General features: G+C 68.6%; 15 protein-coding genes. 14 read left to right on the plus strand and 1 reads right to left on the minus strand.

Annotated elements, in window-relative coordinates:
* Nucleotides 1-2 precede the first annotated feature (2 nt).
* From LZP97_RS15085 to LZP97_RS15120, 8 genes are all read left to right on the plus strand, one after another.
* Nucleotides 3-797 (plus strand): enoyl-CoA hydratase/isomerase family protein, encoded by a 795-nt coding sequence (locus tag LZP97_RS15085; RefSeq protein WP_048773987.1) that lies wholly within the window; start codon nucleotides 3-5, stop codon nucleotides 795-797.
* Nucleotides 794-1,888, plus strand: coding sequence for a Zn-dependent alcohol dehydrogenase (locus LZP97_RS15090; protein WP_048773986.1), 1,095 nt, complete (start codon nucleotides 794-796; stop codon nucleotides 1,886-1,888). The genes LZP97_RS15085 and LZP97_RS15090 overlap by 4 nt, the downstream gene beginning before the upstream one ends.
* Before the next feature lie 35 nt (nucleotides 1,889-1,923).
* On the plus strand, nucleotides 1,924-3,381 hold the full coding sequence (locus LZP97_RS15095; RefSeq protein WP_048773984.1) for an aldehyde dehydrogenase family protein: 1,458 nt from the start codon (nucleotides 1,924-1,926) through the stop codon (nucleotides 3,379-3,381).
* 109 nt (nucleotides 3,382-3,490) lie between these two features.
* Nucleotides 3,491-5,161 (plus strand): flavin-containing monooxygenase, encoded by a 1,671-nt coding sequence (locus LZP97_RS15100; protein ID WP_048773982.1) that lies wholly within the window; start codon nucleotides 3,491-3,493, stop codon nucleotides 5,159-5,161.
* Entirely contained in the window at nucleotides 5,158-5,538 is a 381-nt protein-coding gene (locus tag LZP97_RS15105; RefSeq protein ID WP_048773981.1) for a hotdog fold domain-containing protein, read from the plus strand. Before LZP97_RS15100 ends, LZP97_RS15105 begins: the two co-directional genes overlap by 4 nt.
* Nucleotides 5,535-6,833: an NAD(P)/FAD-dependent oxidoreductase gene (locus tag LZP97_RS15110; RefSeq protein ID WP_048773979.1), complete on the plus strand. Its 1,299-nt coding sequence runs from the start codon at nucleotides 5,535-5,537 to the stop codon at nucleotides 6,831-6,833. The genes LZP97_RS15105 and LZP97_RS15110 overlap by 4 nt, the downstream gene beginning before the upstream one ends.
* A 43-nt stretch (nucleotides 6,834-6,876) precedes the next feature.
* Nucleotides 6,877-7,572: a hypothetical protein gene (locus LZP97_RS15115; protein WP_048773977.1), complete on the plus strand. Its 696-nt coding sequence runs from the start codon at nucleotides 6,877-6,879 to the stop codon at nucleotides 7,570-7,572.
* 57 nt (nucleotides 7,573-7,629) lie between these two features.
* Entirely contained in the window at nucleotides 7,630-8,988 is a 1,359-nt protein-coding gene (locus tag LZP97_RS15120; RefSeq protein WP_048773975.1) for a flavin monoamine oxidase family protein, read from the plus strand.
* A gap of 413 nt (nucleotides 8,989-9,401) precedes the next feature.
* On the opposite strand, the gene LZP97_RS15125 is transcribed toward LZP97_RS15120, so the two are convergent.
* Nucleotides 9,402-9,851 (minus strand): hypothetical protein, encoded by a 450-nt coding sequence (locus LZP97_RS15125; RefSeq protein WP_048774045.1) that lies wholly within the window; start codon nucleotides 9,849-9,851, stop codon nucleotides 9,402-9,404.
* Nucleotides 9,852-10,060: 209 nt separating this feature from the next.
* Here LZP97_RS15125 and LZP97_RS15130 point away from each other — a divergent pair, with 209 nt between their 5' ends.
* The 6 genes from LZP97_RS15130 to LZP97_RS15155 all read left to right on the plus strand — a co-directional run bounded on the left by LZP97_RS15130 (nucleotide 10,061) and on the right by LZP97_RS15155 (nucleotide 16,271).
* Complete coding sequence (locus LZP97_RS15130) at nucleotides 10,061-10,972, plus strand: formylglycine-generating enzyme family protein (RefSeq protein ID WP_200903474.1); 912 nt, start codon at nucleotides 10,061-10,063, stop codon at nucleotides 10,970-10,972.
* Nucleotides 10,973-11,124: 152 nt separating this feature from the next.
* Nucleotides 11,125-11,355 carry a hypothetical protein gene (locus LZP97_RS15135; RefSeq protein WP_017679960.1) on the plus strand — a complete coding sequence of 77 codons (231 nt, stop codon included), beginning with the start codon at nucleotides 11,125-11,127 and terminating at the stop codon, nucleotides 11,353-11,355.
* Nucleotides 11,356-11,515: 160 nt separating this feature from the next.
* A complete protein-coding gene (locus tag LZP97_RS15140) occupies nucleotides 11,516-12,463 on the plus strand; it encodes an ERCC4 domain-containing protein (protein ID WP_017679959.1) in 948 nt (315 codons plus the stop codon).
* 246 nt (nucleotides 12,464-12,709) lie between these two features.
* A complete protein-coding gene (locus LZP97_RS15145) occupies nucleotides 12,710-13,462 on the plus strand; it encodes an SDR family NAD(P)-dependent oxidoreductase (RefSeq protein ID WP_040270267.1) in 753 nt (250 codons plus the stop codon).
* A gap of 146 nt (nucleotides 13,463-13,608) precedes the next feature.
* Nucleotides 13,609-14,649, plus strand: coding sequence for an LLM class flavin-dependent oxidoreductase (locus LZP97_RS15150; protein WP_017679957.1), 1,041 nt, complete (start codon nucleotides 13,609-13,611; stop codon nucleotides 14,647-14,649).
* Entirely contained in the window at nucleotides 14,646-16,271 is a 1,626-nt protein-coding gene (locus LZP97_RS15155; protein WP_082170427.1) for a long-chain-fatty-acid--CoA ligase, read from the plus strand. Before LZP97_RS15150 ends, LZP97_RS15155 begins: the two co-directional genes overlap by 4 nt.
* Nucleotides 16,272-16,307 lie beyond the last annotated feature (36 nt).

The following is a 16,307-nucleotide window of genomic DNA, read 5'->3' on the forward strand; positions in this document are numbered from 1 at the left end:
ACATGACCGACAACTACCTGAACACCCACATCGACGACGACGTCGCGGTGCTCATGCTCAACCGACCGGCGAAGCTGAATGCGATGGACGTGGCCACGCGAGTGCAGCTCGCGCAGACGATCCGTCGTTTCGGGACCGGCGACCTCGTCCGCGGAATCGTGCTCACGGGCACCGGGCGGGCGTTCTCTGCCGGTGAGGACCTGCGGACGGTGCCGACCAGCTACGACGAGATCCGTGAGGCCGTCGCGACCTTCCACGACATCACCCGGGCGATCCTCGAGACGACGGTCCCCGTGATCGCAGCCGTGAACGGGATCGCGGTCGGGGGCGCCTCGGAGATCACGCTGTGCTGCGACTCCCGGATCGGCACCCCCGAGGCCGTGTACTACCAGCCGGAGAACCACCGCGGGATCGTCATCTCGAACGCCTCGAGCCTCCTGATGGGCCGCCTGGTACGCAACCACGCGATGCGAATCATCCTCGGCTCCGAGCGGATCGGTGCGGACGAAGCGCTGCGGATCGGGCTGCTCGACGAGATCGTGGCCCCGAAGGCACTGGTGGATCGCGCAATCGAGGTGATCCGGCGGTGGAGCTCGGATCCCCGTATCACCGCACTGCACCTGGGGCTGCTGCGGCCCCGCCCCGAAGACGTCGAGGCCGCGTTCGCCCGCGAGGACGAAGCCGCCCGTCAGTCGTGGGAGTCCGGCGCCTTCACCGAGGGCGTCGAAGGCTTCTGGGCATCGAAGAACGCGCCGACGACGCCCGCAACGAACAGTTCAGATCGGAGACGACGATGATCACCACCGAAGCAGCAGTCCTCACCACGGTGAACGAGCCGCTGGAATTCACCGAGATCCAGGTCGACGACCCCGAGCCCAACGAGGTTCGCGTCGCGGTCTCGAACGTGGGTCTGTGTCACAGCGACCTGCACTACATGACCGGTAGTGTGCACGCCGACCTGCCCGTAGTGGTCGGGCACGAGGTGGCGGGCATCGTCGAGTCGGTCGGCTCCGCGGTGACCGCGTTGCGTCCGGGCGACCGCGTCGTCGGCGCCCTCACGCCCTCGTGCGGGTTGTGCCGCAACTGCCAGGCCGGGCACTCGACACAGTGCCAGCGCGTCGCGCAGATCCGGCAGCGGACCCGCCCGGCATTCCAGCTGCCGGGAGGCCAGGTGGTCGAGCGACTCGGCGACGTCGGCGCGTTCTCCCGCCACACCCTGATGCGGGAGAACGCGCTGGTGAAAATGCCCGACGAGGTGGGGTTGCACGTCGGGTGCCTGCTGTCGTGCTGCATCATCACCGGCGTCGGCGCCGTCTTCCGCGGCGCGCAGGTACGTCCTGGCGCCACCGTGGCCGTGATCGGCTGCGGCGGGGTCGGATCGGCCATCATTCAAGGGGCGCGGCTCGCCGGCGCCTCGGCGATCGTCGCCGTGGATCTCGACGAGGCCCGCCTCACGGCGGCACGGGTCTACGGTGCCACCCACGTCGTCGACGGGGCAGCCGACGTCCCTGCCGAGATCCGGAAGATGCTCGGCGACGGCGTGGACTATTCGTTCGAGGCCGTCGGTTCCGCGCGTACCGCGGCGACCGCACTGTCGATCCTGCGAGCCACGGGCACCGCGTGCCTGGTCGGTATCGCACCGGACGGCACCGATCTCACTGTGCCCGCCTCGGACTTCTTCTTCGAGGAGAAGCGCCTCATCGGCTCGTACATGGGCTCGGGCCAAGCACACGAGGACATCACCCAGTTCGCGCGTCTGTACCTGCAGGGCCGCCTGCTGCTCGACGAGATGGTCACCGATGTGATCCCGTTCCGCGAGATCGACAAGGGCTTCGAGGCGATGAAGTCGGGCGACGTGACCCGCATCGTCGCCGACCTCACGGTGTGACCTCACCCTCCACCTACGCACCGAAAGAAGCTGTGATGTCCAACCCGCAACTCCCCCCACCGATCAACTACATTGCCGACGATTGGTCCGAGTGTCGAACGATTCCGGACGCGTGGAATCTCGACCCCAATACCGGCCGACCTGTCCACGCCGCCGTCACCACCAGTCCGGACGACGTGGAACTTGCATTGCAGCATGCCGAGCGGTCGTACGGCTTCGAGCGCTGGGACGACGCAGCGAGCGAAGAACGGGCGGCCGTCCTCGAGCGTGCCGCCGACATCGTCGAGACCCGCATCGAAGACATCGCCACGACCGATGCCCTCACCAGCGGCGTTCCGATCGCGAAAGCTCGGATGGTCGCGCAGTTCCTCCCGTCCCGAATTCGCTCGGCCGCTGCAGAACTGCGAACCATCCCGCGTCGCACAACACTGGAGGCCGGTGGCCGCGATGTACGGCTGTACAAGGTCCCGTGGGGCCCCGCCGCCATTCTCACCCCCTGGAACGGGCCGAGTTTCATCCCCGCAGCGAAGACGGTGAGCGCCCTCGCTGCCGGCTGCCCGGTGATTCTCAAGCCATCGGAGCATGCGCCGAGCAGCGCCCAGATCATCGTCGAGTGCTTCGTCAAGGCCGGTCTTCCCGACGGTGCTCTCCAGCTCGTCCACGGTGCGGGCGACGTGGGCGCGGCAATCACCGGCGATCACCGGGTGAAGATCGTCTCGTTCACCGGCGGTCCGAACGCCGGCCGCGCGATCGCCCGTGCGGCTGCGGAGGACTTCAAGGTGCTCCAGCTCGAACTCGGCGGCAACAACCCGGCTCTTGTGCTGGACGACGCCGACATCGACGTGGCCGCCGACGGCATCCTCGAGGGGATGACCAAGCTCAACGGTCAGTGGTGCGAGGGCCCCGGAAAGGTGCTGGCGCACAAGAGCCTCGTCGCACCACTTCTGGACGCGCTGCTCGATCGCCTCTCCCGCATCGACATCGGGCACTCGCTCGACGAGAGCACGCAGCTGGGCCCGATTTCGAACGCCCCGCATTTCGCCACGCTGCACAGCCGGATCGACGAGCTGCGGGCTCACGGTGCGACCATCCATCAGCCCGCAGAGCTACCCCCACTCGCCGGGTTCTTCCTGTCCCCCACCATCGCTTCGGGAGTCGACGCGTCGGTGGCCACCGCCGAGTTGTTCGGGCCGGTGATCAGCCTGCATGCCGTGGAGTCCGACGAGGACGCCTTGCGCGTCGCCAACGCTCACCCGTCGGGTCTGGACGCGTACGTGTTCGGCGGGGATCTGGAGCGTGCGATCGACGTCGGCTCACGGTTGCTGTCGGGTGAGGTGCGCGTGAACGGCGCCAAGATCGCCGATCTCGCCGACGGCTCGGCGCAGAGCTTCTGGGGCACTTCCGGCGTCGGCGGCCATGCCCCCGGCGAGTCCGTCCGGGTGTTCTGCGGTGACCGCGTGGTCGGCGTCGATTCTCCGGATCTTCCGCTGTAGAGATCGCTCCCACCCCGACAACACCCCTTGACTGTGACCGGAACCACTGGTCTACTACTAGGTCAATTGACTCAGTCGTTTGATCGACTCAACGAAAGCGGCACCTGCGATGAACTCCCCCTCCCTCTCCACCCCAGCTACGGCGGCCGTCGATGTCATCGGTGTCGGCGCCGGCTTCTCCGGCCTCTACCTCGCACACCGGCTCACCACCGCCGGGTGGACCTTCGCCGGTTTCGAAGCCGGCCCCGATGTGGGCGGTACCTGGTTCTGGAACACCTACCCGGGAGCCCGCTGCGACGTGGAGAGCATCTACTACTCGTACTCGTTCGACGAGACACTCCAGCAGGAATGGACGTGGAGCCAGCGGTTCGCCCCGCAGGCCGAGATCCTCAGCTATATCAACCACGTCGCCGACCGCTTCGACCTGCGCAAGCACTTCACGTTCGATACCCGCGTGGTCGGCGCCACCTGGAACGCGGCCGACCGGCTGTGGGAGGTGCAGCTGGACAGCGGTGAAACCCGCCGCAGCCGCTACCTGGTCTCGGGGGCCGGCGGTCTGTCCACTCCCAAGGACTTCGACGTGCCGGGGCTCGAGAACTTCACCGGCCTCCAGGTGTCGACCAGCCGGTGGAATATCTCTCTCGACGACCTCGCGGGCAAGCGCGTCGCCGTGATCGGCACCGGATCGTCGGGCGTGCAGGCCATCCCCTTGATCGCACAGGTCGCCGAACACCTCACCGTGTTCCAACGGACCCCGAATTATGTGATGCCCGCCCGCAACGCAGCCCTCGCGACGGAACAGATCGACTCCATCAAGAACGACTACCCGACGATCCGTGAGGAATGCCGACACTCCCCTGGAGGCATCCCCGACTACCCGGTGACCGACAACGCCTTCGACGTCTCGGACGAGGAACGGCAGCGGCGCTACGAAGCGGCTTACGAACGCAGTGGCTTCAACGGCGTCGGCGCCGAGTTCGCCGACCTGCTCACCGACGCCGAGGCGAACCGGACCGCATCGGAGTTCATCCATGACAAGATCCGCGAGATCGTCGAGGATCCGGCCACCGCAGAGCTACTGGTGCCCAAGTACCACCCCCTGGGCGCCAAGCGCAGCGTCTTCGGCACCGACTACTACGAGACCTACAACCGACCCAACGTGTCGTTGGTGTCGCTGCGCGACGAGCCGATCCAGACGATGACCGAGAATTCGATCGTCACCTCGAAGGGCACCTACGAGGCGGACGCCGTGGTACTTGCCATCGGGTTCGACGCCTTCACCGGCCCGCTCTACGGCCTCAATCTCACTGGCGCTTCCGGCCGAAAGCTGCAGGACTCCTGGCGCGACGGCATCCGCTCCTACCTAGGGATGATGGCCGCGGACTTCCCGAACTTCTTCATGATCGGCGGCCCCTTGAGCCCTGCGCTGGTGAGCAACGTGGTGGTGACCATCGAGCAGGCCGTCGACTGGATCGCCGAGCTGCTCGAACACGCTCGCGACAACGACGCCGCGGTGATCGAGGCCACCGCCGAGGCCGAGGAAGAGTGGGTGCATATCACCGAGGCGACCGTCGCCCCCACCCTCTACGTCACCACCGACTCCTGGTACCGCGGCTCCAATGTCGACGGCAAGCCCGACACCTTCATGGGCTACGTGGGCGGCGTCGGCAAGTACCGCCGCATGTGCACCGAAATCGCCAAACGCGGCTACCCCGGCGTCCAGCTCGACGGCGAAGCACAGTCCCGCCACCTGGGCCCCATCCACCAGGAGATCTCATGACCACGGCAGTCCACCGGCGCTACGTCGCCTTCTCCGACGCGCACTACGCGGGCAATCTGGTCGACGGCGCCTTTGCCCTGAAGTTGTTCGGAGACGTCGGCACGAACCTGTCGATCGAGATCGACGGCCACGAGAGCCTGTTCGCCGGCTACTCGTCCGTCGAGTTCCTCGCCCCGGTCCGCGGCGGCGACGTCGTCGAGGCCGAGGCCACGCTGGTGAAGAAGGGCAACCGCAGCCGCACGGTCGACTTCGAGCTCCGGGTGATCTGCCGCGCGGCGGACGACTCCGGCCGGTCCGAGGTCCTCGAATCGCCGCTGGTCGCGGTGCGCGCTCGCGGCACCGCGGTCATCCCCGCCGGGAAGGAGCGAGCGTCATGAAACTGATCCACGAGACGGGTTGGGCCCCACCGCCCGCCACCGTCGAACCACCCCTGACCGGTGACATCGACTGCGATGTCGTGGTGATCGGAGGCGGCGGGGGCGGTATGTCGGGCGCACTCCGCCTCGCCGAGAAGGGCGCCGACGTGGTCCTCCTCGAGGCACAGACCCTTGGCTGGGGCGCCAGCTCCCGCAACGCCGGATACATCACGAACTCGGTCGCCGCCGATCCGGAGCTACTCGGACTACTGCTCGAGTCCGAGCGGCTGCGCTCCCTGTACCGGTACGCCGAGAACGCGGTGCACTTCGCCGAGGACGTCATCACCCACCACCGGATCGACTGCGGCTACCAGCACGCCGGCATCGTGATGGCCGCAGTGTCCAATGGGCAGTTGCGGCGCGCGCGCCGCAACGCAAAGGTCCTGGCCGAAGCCGGATCGTCGGCCGAATTCGTCGAGGGCCGGGAGGCGGGCCTTCCGGACGGCTTCCTGGGCGGAGTGCGTGAAGGCATCGGCGGCACCCTCAATCCGGGTGAGTTCGTCCTCGGCCTGCGGGCCGCGACGATCGCGGCCGGCGTGCGCGTTCACGAGCACACTCCCGCCCGCGACGTCACCGATTGGGGTGGCGGGGTCACCGTCGAGACCCCGGAGGGTCGGGTTCGGGCTCGCAAGGCGCTGCTGACCACCAACGCCCACAGCGCAGGCCTGTCCATCGCGCCGACGAATCTCGCCACTCCGGTGTGGACCTCTCTGGTCGAGACCGAACCCGTCGCACCGGAACGGCTCGACGAGATCGGCTGGACCAGCCGCGCCCCGATGGTCACACTGCACATGATCCTCGAGAACTACCGCGTGACCCCACGGGGCACCATCGTGTTCGGCACCCGCCGCCTACAGACCGGCCGCAACCCGCTGCCCGATCGCACCCCCGACCGGCGCGTCGCCGCAGACCTCGTCCGCGGATTCCACGAGCGATTCCCGGGCCTGCGCGACATCGAACCGCAAAAGGCATGGGGCGGCTGGATCGGCATGAGCTCCACGTGGCTGCCCGTCGCCGGCGAAGCTACCGACAACGTGCTCTACTCGCTCGCCTGCAACGGCCACGGTTTCGCCCAGGCTCAGTACGTGGGCCACCTGCTGGCAGACCGGATCGGCGGCGCGCCGCTGCACGACGACCTGGCAGCGATCTGGCGCGGCCGCAAGCGCTTCCGGCGCAGCTTCGTGAGCGGACCCGCCCTGTATGCGGGCTGGCTCGCCGATCGCGCCTCCGATCGCCTGGCGGCCTTCACGAGATGACCATCGCCGCCGGTCGGCCGATGGCACCATTCAAGGAGCAATCATGTCCATGAGAGAACTGCTCTTCGCGGTCGCCGATATCTGGATGATCGCCGTCGGATTCACCTACGGGGTCAAGTTCATTCGGAACTACAAGAACTATCTGCTCGGCATCGAGTGGATCATCGTCGCGACGTCGGGTACGAACTTCCTGATCTACGGCCTCGTCAAAGCCGGTCACGACAGTCCGATGTACGCCGCAGCGTACTTCCTGGACGCCTTCTCCCGATCCATCGGCATCACGCTGATCCTGGTCCTCGGGCTGATGAAGGTCACCCACCGATACAGGCCGTCCGTGGCGGTGGACGTCGGCGCGTTCGCTCTCGCGGCCGTGGCGGGCTTCGTCCTCAGCCGGTTCGCCGAGGAGATCGGCACCGCCGGCAAGATCTTCTACATCGTAGTCAACGTGCTCACCACGATCTTCCTGATCTACTTCGTCAAGCGCCTGTGGGGCATCGGCGAGCGTGGGCATGCCGTGTGGGCTGCCGTCGCCACCGCATGCGGATTCGTCATAGCCGCGACCTACGACTTCGTCCATATCCCGGGCGACGATGCGGAGCATACGATCTTCTACATCTTCGCGCTGTCCACGTGGGGCCTGCAGATGTTCGCTTACTACCGTGCCTACCGGGCGTTCGACGCATACAACAAGCGTGTCGACGCCCAAGCGGTCGACGACGGCGCTCCCGTCACGGCCTGAGTCGTCCCGCGATTCGCCGGCCCTTCCCTCCCGCCGCTCTACAGCCAGGAAACGAAAATGACAACCCACGAAATGCAGGAAGAAACCACCGAGGTGGTCGTCGTCGGTGCCGGAATGGCGGGATTGACGGCGGCAACCACGCTGGCGCCAGAGACCGGTGTGGTTGTGCTCGAGTCCACCGATCGCATCGGCGGACGGGTCGAGACCGTCCGGCAGGGCGACTACTGGATCAACGTCGGCACCCAGTTCACCGAGGGCACCGGCACACTGATCGATGCCCTCGACCGCCACGGCATCGAGAGGGACTCGCTCGCAGGCAAGAGCGTCGCGCTGTACCTGAACGGCGGGGTGGTCGACACCTCGAACCCCGTCGCGCTCATGTTCCGGACGCGAATGACCACGATGGACCGTCTCGGGATGGCCGTCGTCGGTGCGCGCATCCTCTCGGTCATGCCGTTCCTCGAGTCGCAGAGCCGTATCGCACAACGGGTTCGCGACAAGCTCGACACCAAGCTCGCGTCGTACCTACTGAAGGGTGTCCGGTCGGAGCTGGCCCAGGCCATCGTCCGGTCATGGTCTGCGCAGTGGATGGGATGCGAGGTGGAGGAGACGGCCGCCACCCAGTTCGTCACCTCGGTGGGCCTCGCGCTGGCCGACCCGGAGAAAATCCCGAACTTCTCACTGCCGGTGGGCGGCAATCAGACGTTGACCGACGTCCTGGCGGAGGATCTCGGTAGCCGGATCCGGCTCGAGTCGGTGGTGCAGTCGGTGCGGCAGACCGGTGACGGTGTGGTCGTCGACTACCACGACGGTGAACGGCCGGTGCGGTTGCGGGCGAAGCGCGCGATCGTGACCGCGCCCGCCGACATCGCCGAGCGCATCATTCCGGACCTCCCGCAGCAGTACCGGAACGCTTTCAACGACATCACCTACGGCCGGTACGTGATCGTCGGATTCTTCACCGACGAAGTCGGGCCGCAGCGCTGGGACGACCACTTCGCCGTCTCGACTCCGCAGCTGTCGTTCCAGGCGATGTTCAACCACGCCGCGGCGATGCGGCGCGATGGCGAGCGCAAGCCGCGCGGAGCACTGGCCTGTTTCGCCGGCGGCGCTCGGGCCGACGCGTTGTTCGACCTGTCCGACGAGGAGATCGTGTCGCGATTCGCGAAGGACCTGCTCGTCGTGTATCCCGAGCTGGAGGGGAAACTGGGCGAGGGCATCGTGCGGCGGCACCGGCGGGTCGTCCCCTTCTGGGCGCCGGGGCGGAGGAATACCCTTCCGGTATTGCGGGATCCGCTCGAAGCCATTCATCTCGCCGGCGACTACCAGCTCGATCTGCCGTCGCTCGCCGACGCAGCCACATCGGGAGAGCGAGCGGCGAAGGCCGTCCTTGCGAGCCTGAGCCGACCGCGATAGAGGAACGCACCACGCTCGTGGACCGCGTCCCGAAGTACGCGGCCTCCCGCAGTCGGCCCTCTCTCCTGGGCCGGCTCGGCCCGGATCCGACCGGTGCGGCGCCCACCAACCTCACCCCTCACACTGCCGGCCCGACGGGCACCGTGCCCCTGCGCGCTCGCCCACGGCATATCCGGAACCGGGGCACGAGCGCCCCCGACCGTGGCGCCGGACGCAATACCTGACGCCGCCCCCGCACCAGGTGCAGGCTCCGAGCGTCTCCGTCATCACGTTCAGGGACTCACAGGACAGGTCCAGGACGAACTCCGTCACCTTGCCGTGCTACTGCAGGCCGATCCGTGGGAGCCTCCCGCCTGACGGGACCGAGTCCGTGCGGCCCGGCACCGGCGCCGCCGAACATGCGGAGTGCAGCCTCAGGGGGCAACCCACGTCGCGGTGCCCGACTGCAGGGTGACGCTGACCCGGTCGATGGTCACCCTCGCAGTGATCGTGCCCGAACCTGTCTGCGACGGCAGCAGATCGGTGTACGGCTTGGTCGTGCCACCGGCTCCGGTGGTCTCGTTGCGCCAGTGCACCGTGCACGGGCAGAAGTCGACGCTGATACCCAGAAAAGGAGGAATCTCAGGCGAATCGGGATCAGTGCGGACGAACACCGAGGCGTTGATCAACGGGGACATGTTGGCGGCCGACCCACTCTGCCCGGTGAGGATGCCTGGAATGTCGTACAAGCCCACCGTCGGGGTGAACGTCGCGGCGGATGCGGCCGGCGCTCCGAGCACCCCGAGGCCGACCGCCGCGGCAGTGACCGTACCGACTGTGACCAGACGACGCAGCCAGGGCCGGAAGGTGGAAGCAAGAATCACGAACATGTCCTTTCGCACAACCACAGGCGATGCCGGCTGGGGATATCTGGCACCGGCCGGTGTATCGGTTTGTCCGATTCGGTGTTACAGCGTCACGTGAGGGCGTGCGAAGTACCTGCCGGCGGGACACCCCCGCCCACTCTGCGTCCAACTCTGCGAACCTGGAGTGCATGGCCACTCACCCAGCGACGTCCGCCCCGCCGAAGAACATGACCTGGATCCCCGGCGGAACGTTCTGGATGGGGTCGGAGGAGTTCTATCCCGAGGAGCGTCCCGTGCACCAGGTCCGGGTCGACGGGTTCTTCATGGACGAGCACCCGGTGACCGTCGCCGAGTTCCGGCGGTTCGTGAAGGACACCGGGCACGTCACCACCGCCGAGACGGCACCCGATCCGAAGGACTACCCCGACGCCGAACCCGACCTGCTGGTGCCCGGGTCGCTGGTGTTCGTGCCGCCGCCCGGGCCGGTGCCGCTCGACGACTACCGCCGCTGGTGGGCGTGGACGCCGGGCGCGCAGTGGCGGCACCCGGAGGGGCCCGGCAGCACCGTGGCCGGACGCGACCGTCACCCGGTCGCGCACGTGTCGTACTTCGATGCGCTCGCCTACGCGCAGTGGGCCGGTAAGGAGCTGCCGACCGAGGCGGAATGGGAGTTCGCCGCGCGCGGCGGCCTGGATCGGGCGCGGTTCGTGTGGGGCGACGAGTTCGCTCCGCGTGGCCGCTACCGCGCCAACACCTGGCAGGGCCGCTTCCCGTGGGAGAACACCGGCGAGGACGGCTTCGTGGGGACCTCGCCCGTCGGGTCCTACCGTCCCAACGGGTACGGACTGGTCGACGTGGCCGGCAACGTGTGGGAGTGGACGACGGACCACTACACCGCGCACCACGGCGCCGACGGACGGGACACCGCCCCCGCGCATGCCTGCTGCATCCCGAGCAATCCCCGCACGGGTGCCGGCGCCGAGTCCGGCCCGTACCCGCGGCGCGTGATCAAGGGTGGGTCGCACCTGTGCGCGCCGAACTACTGCCTCCGCTACCGCCCGGCGGCGCGGCAGGGCGAGTCGGTCGAGACGTCCACGTGCCACATCGGTTTCCGCTGCATCGTGCGCCCGAACATGTGACGAGGCCGGTGACCGGCATCGCGGTCACCGGCCTCGCAGTGCCGGGGGTCAGCGCGGAACGTCGCCGAGGATCGACACCCGCTCCATCACGCGCCGGTGCGGGAAGCACCGGCGGGTACTGCTCCCTCATCTGCTCGAGGCGCTCGGCGGTCGTGCTCCGGCCGAAGGACGGCACGAAGTCGTGCTCGTTCCTCGCCGTCTACGTCACGGCGCTGGTCCCCCTCTACGCGGCAGTGGTCCCGGAAAGCCCGGTCGCGGAGGAGACCGCCGAGTTCGGCCGGTTCGCGTTCACCGGAACGCTCCATCACGTCCGGATCGATCTTCCCCCCGGCGGGGGTGTGCGGGCCGACGACCGCCGCCGGGTCGCGCTCGCCACCCACTGATCGCTCGCCGACTGCGCAGTTGTCGTGGCGCCACGCCGATGCGGGCGACGACAACTGCGCAGTCGCGGCCGAGTCGGAAGCTCGAATTCGGAGCAAAGAGCGTGGCCGAAGCGGCAGGCAACATCTCCGCGTGCTCGCCCGGAGTGAGAACCTGACACCTGTGGAGATGGTGATCGCGGTGAACCCCGACCCGGCGTCCAAGCTGGGCTACCTGCTGCGCGTGCCCCTCGACGGCGGACTGGTGTTCCGCACCTCCGGCACCTGGCCGCGCACGAAGGCGCTCTACTGCCACCCCGTGCCGAGCGACGAATGGCCCGCCGACCCCGAGGTCGTCGAACGCGTCGCCGTCCGGTCGTGCGCACGCCGCGGCGCGGCGATCGACCTGGTGCTCGACCGCGGCCGGGAGAACCGGTCGCAGATCGTGTACACCACCGCCCGCGGACGCGACGTCGTGTTCTGGCAGTCCCCGCGCACCCGCAAACAGGCCCGCCCCAATGTGCGCACCCCCACCGCCCGCGCCGCAGGCGTCGCCGACCTGCCGATCGTCGTGGACTCGCACGAGCGCTACGCCTACCGGTTCGCCGACCAGCAGGTCGTCCTCACCAAGCGGGCGCTGCCGTGCGGCGACTACGGCGTCTTCCACGACGACCGACTCGTGGCCTCGGTCGAGCGCAAGTCGGTGCCGGACCTGGTAGGCAGCCTGACCAACGGCACGCTGCGCTACGCACTGGCCGAGCTGGCCGCGCTGCCGCGCGCCGCGGTGGTCGTCGAGGACCGCTACTCGGCGATCTTCGCCCTCGACCGGGTGCGGCCCGCGACCGTCGCCGACGGTCTGGCCGAGTTGCAGGTGCGCTGGCCGAACGTGCCGATCGTGTTCTGCGACACCCGCGCCCTCGCGGAACAGTGGACCTACCGGTACCTCGCGGCCGCGTACGTCTGGGCCGAGACCGAGAGCCCGGCGATCGCCCGCATCGCCGCACCCGCCCCCACGACACCGTCGACAGCCGAGGTGCGAGCATGGGCCCGCACGCAGGGCCTACCCGTGCCGGACCGCGGCCGGCTCCGCCCCGAGGTGTGGCAGGCGTGGCACGAGGCTCACCCGGACTGACGCGAGCGCCGACTGCGCACATCTCGTGACGACACGCCGGGCAGTGGCACGAGAAGTGCTCACTCGCCGTGCGGTTCGGTGGCGTGCGCGCTCGCAGCCCCCGGACCCGTCCGTTGTGCATGCCTCCAAACACCTCCCCGCAACGGTGTGTCGCCGGGGACATCCGATCCCTACTGTCGGCGGCACCGACGTGTCCTGCATCACACCGAGGACGTCGGGCCTCCATCGAACAGAAGGAAGTCGACGATGACACTGAACGGGAAGATCGCGATCGTCACCGGCGCCGCGCAGGGAATCGGCGCAGCCACCGCCCAGCGACTGGCCGCCGAAGGCGCGACGGTGATCGCGGCGGACATCCAGGACGCCGGGGCGACCGTGGACGCCGTCCTCACCGCCGGCGGCAAGGCCGAAGCGCACGCCCTCGACGTGCGCGTCCGGAGCAGCTGGGCCGACACGGTCCGCGAGGTGATCGAGCGGCACGGCCGCGTCGACCTGCTCGCCAACGTGGCCGGTGTCGTCAACATGATCAGCGAGGACAGCGTCGTCGGGCTCACCGAGGAGGCGTGGGATCACGTCATCGGCACCGACCTGAAGGGTGTGTGGCTCGGGATGCAGGCGGTGATCCCGAACATGATCGAGCGCGGCGGCGGCCGGATCGTCAACATCGCGTCGATGGCGGCGCTGCGCGGCCTGCCGAACCTCGCCTCGTACTCGGCGGCGAAGGGCGGCGTCGTCTCCCTCACCAAGCAGGCAGCGTTCGAGTACGGCGACAAGAACGTCCTCATCAACGCGATCTGCCCCGGCACGATCGACACCCCGATCCTGGCGGACATCACCGACGAGATGCGCGCCGCGAACGCCAACGCCCACATCGTCCGGCGTCTGGGCCGGCCGGAGGAGATCGCGTCGATGGTCGCCTACCTGATGCGGGAGGGCAGCTTCCTGACCGGCGAGATCTACCCGGTCGACGGCGGGTGGGCCGCCAAGGGCAACTTCTGACGGACCGCCGCGCGAGTGTGGGTGGATCCGGCAGCACGGTTGGATTCACCCACAATCGCCCTCCCATTCCCCTCTTCACCGTCGGGCCTCATGCCACCAGGGTGTGATCTGCGACATAGCCCGATCCGACTCGAAGGACGCGCACCGTGAACGACGAGCACTGCACTTTCGGCCTGTGGTACGACTTCCGCAACCCCACGCGATGGCCGCGCAGCTTCACCGACTTCTACCGGCAGAGCCTCGAACAGATCGCCTGGGCCGAACGCTGTGGGATCGGCTCGGTGTGGTTGACCGAGCATCACTTCATGGAGGACGGCTACACCCCGTCGCCGTTCGTGCTCGCCGCCGCGATCGGATCGCACACCGAGCAGCTGCGCATCGGCACCAATCTGATCGTCGCCCCGCTGCACAACCCGATCCGGCTCGCCGAGGACGCGGCCACCGTGTCGCTCCTGACGGCGGGCCGCTTCGATCTGGGAGTCGGGCAGGGGTACTGGCAGCCGGAGTTCGAAGCGTTCGGTCGCTCGCTGCGGCACCGCCCGAGCCTGCTCGAGGAGGGCATCGCGCTGATCCGGCAGGCGTGGGACGGCGACTGCGTCGAGTTCCGGGGCAGCCGCTTCGACTTCCCGGCACTGCCGGTGACGCCGCAGCCGGAACGCACCCCGCAGGTGCTCGTCGGCGCGATGGCCGACCCGGCCATCGACCGGGCGGCACGCATCGCCGACGGGTTCCTCAGCACCCAGAACGCGCACCACGAGACGTACCTCGACGCACTCGAGCGGCACGGGCGCCCCCGCGACGCCGGCCGCATCTACGCCGGGCAGTGGGCGGTGATCGCCGACGATCCGGAACGTGAATGGGCCCGGATCGGGGAGCACGCGCTGTACCAGATCAACGGCTACATCCGGATGGGGGCGTTCGGGCCGCCGGAGTCCACCCCGTTGTTCGACTCGCCGCAGGCACTCGTCGACGCGGGGGCGTTCCAGCTGTGGGACGCGGCGACCGCGGTGCGGGAACTCACCGCCCTGCTCGTGGCCCGGCCGCAGGTCAAGGACGTGCACTTCTGGGCGCAGCTGCCCGGGGAATCCGTCGACAGCGGTTCGGCCCGGATCGAGCTGCTCACCTCGAAGGTGATGCCCGAGGTCCGGTCGGCGGTGGCCGCCGCCCGGCAGGAGGTGCCTGCATGACCCCGTCTCCGGGCAGCCCGCTGGTGATCACCGACTTCCTGTATCGCGCGCGGGAATTGTTCTCGGCCAAGACGATCACGCAGTACCAGGACGGCGGGGCGATCTCGCGGTACACGTACCGCGACTACACCGACCGGGTGTTCCGGTTGGCGGCGGCCCTGATCGAACTCGGGGTGCGGCCCGGCGACCGGGTGGCGACGCTGGCCTGGAACCATCGCCGGCACCTCGAGCTGTACCTGGCGGTGCCCCTGGCGGGTGCGGTGTTGCACACCGTCAACCTGCGGCTCGAGGCCGACGAGATCGCCTACATCGTCGACCACGCCGACGACCGGATGATCTTCGTCGACACCGCGCTGCTGCCGCTGCTCGACACCGCCCGCGCCCGGCGGCCCGGCATGCTCGTCGTCACCACCGACGGCGACGGGATCGACCTGCCCGCCCAGGACGCACTCACCGACGCCGCCGCACCCTTGACCGAGCCGGTTCCCCGCGACGAGAACGACCTCGCGGCACTGTGCTACACGTCCGGCACCACCGGTTTCCCCAAGGGGGTGGGGTATTCGCACCGCGGCCTGTACCTGCACACGTTCACCGCGTGCCTGGCCGACGGGCACGCGATCTGCGAGCGCGACACCGTCTGCCACGTCGTGCCGATGTTCCATGCCAATGCGTGGGGAATTCCGTTCGCGGCGTTGATGACCGGCGCGAACCAGGTGCTGCCGGGACCGCACCCCGCGGTGCCGGACATCGCCCGGATCCTCGAGGCCGAACGCGTCACCTATGTCGGGATGGTGCCGACGGTCGCCGTCGAGCTGGTGCGCCACGCCCTGGCGACGGGAGCGGACCTGACGAGTCTGCGCGCACTGGTGCTCGGCGGCTCGACCCCGACCCCGGAACTGATCCGCAGCATCGAGGAGGACCTCGGGGTGCCGGCCTATCAGGGCTGGGGTATGACGGAGATGTCGCCGATGGGCACGTTCGCCCGGCCTCCCCGCGCCGCCGACGACGATCCGGGCAGGCGCTACGAGTACATCCGCCGGCAGGGGCGGTTGCTGCCCGGGTTGCGGTGGAAGCTCGTCGACGACGACGGCGCTGTAGTTCCCCACAACGGTGTCGATCGGGGCGAGCTGCTCATGCGGGGCCCGTGGGTGGCCGAACGGTACTTCCGCGACGAGCACCCGGAGGCGTTCGTCGACGGCTGGTTGCGCACCGGCGACATCGCCACCATCGACGGGGAGGGTTATCTCACCATCGTCGACCGGGCGAAGGACCTGATCAAGAGCGGCGGCGAGTGGATCAGCTCGATGGCGCTCGAACAGGCATTGACGCAGGTCCCGCACGTCGCCGACGCCGCGGTCGTGGCGGTGCCGCACGAGAAGTGGCAGGAGCGGCCCCTGGCGTTCGTCGTCGCCGAGGAAGGGCAGATTCTCGACCCGGAGGCGGTGCGTACCGCGCTCGCCGACCTCGCACCCCGCTGGTGGGTGCCCGAGCAGGTGGTGGTCGTCGAGTCGTTGCCGCGCACCAGTGTCGGCAAGGTCGACAAGAAACGCCTGCGCAGCACCGCCGACGCCCCGGTGTTTGTGGACTCCCACAACGGCGGCGGAGCCAGATTCCCCGCCTGAACCGGGCACCGCTCTAGCGTCGGGTCCACCGGTGCG

The sequence above is a fragment of the Rhodococcus sp. DMF-1 genome (assembly GCF_021441945.1).
Lineage (GTDB): Bacteria > Actinomycetota > Actinomycetes > Mycobacteriales > Mycobacteriaceae > Rhodococcus > Rhodococcus ruber.

Excerpts from the sequence above, each read along its gene's own strand:
- LZP97_RS15130 (WP_200903474.1), top strand. The coding sequence starts at position 10,061 with ATGACCTGGATCCCCGGCGGAACGTTCTGGATGGGGTCGGAGGAGTTC.
- LZP97_RS15100 (WP_048773982.1), top strand. The coding sequence starts at position 3,491 with ATGAACTCCCCCTCCCTCTCCACCCCAGCTACGGCGGCCGTCGATGTC.
- LZP97_RS15095 (WP_048773984.1), top strand. The coding sequence starts at position 1,924 with ATGTCCAACCCGCAACTCCCCCCACCGATCAACTACATTGCCGACGAT.
- LZP97_RS15110 (WP_048773979.1), top strand. The coding sequence starts at position 5,535 with ATGAAACTGATCCACGAGACGGGTTGGGCCCCACCGCCCGCCACCGTC.
- LZP97_RS15145 (WP_040270267.1), top strand. The coding sequence starts at position 12,710 with ATGACACTGAACGGGAAGATCGCGATCGTCACCGGCGCCGCGCAGGGA.
- LZP97_RS15105 (WP_048773981.1), top strand. The coding sequence starts at position 5,158 with ATGACCACGGCAGTCCACCGGCGCTACGTCGCCTTCTCCGACGCGCAC.
- LZP97_RS15090 (WP_048773986.1), top strand. The coding sequence starts at position 794 with ATGATCACCACCGAAGCAGCAGTCCTCACCACGGTGAACGAGCCGCTG.
- LZP97_RS15115 (WP_048773977.1), top strand. The coding sequence starts at position 6,877 with ATGTCCATGAGAGAACTGCTCTTCGCGGTCGCCGATATCTGGATGATC.
- LZP97_RS15120 (WP_048773975.1), top strand. The coding sequence starts at position 7,630 with ATGACAACCCACGAAATGCAGGAAGAAACCACCGAGGTGGTCGTCGTC.
- LZP97_RS15155 (WP_082170427.1), top strand. The coding sequence starts at position 14,646 with ATGACCCCGTCTCCGGGCAGCCCGCTGGTGATCACCGACTTCCTGTAT.
- LZP97_RS15085 (WP_048773987.1), top strand. The coding sequence starts at position 3 with ATGACCGACAACTACCTGAACACCCACATCGACGACGACGTCGCGGTG.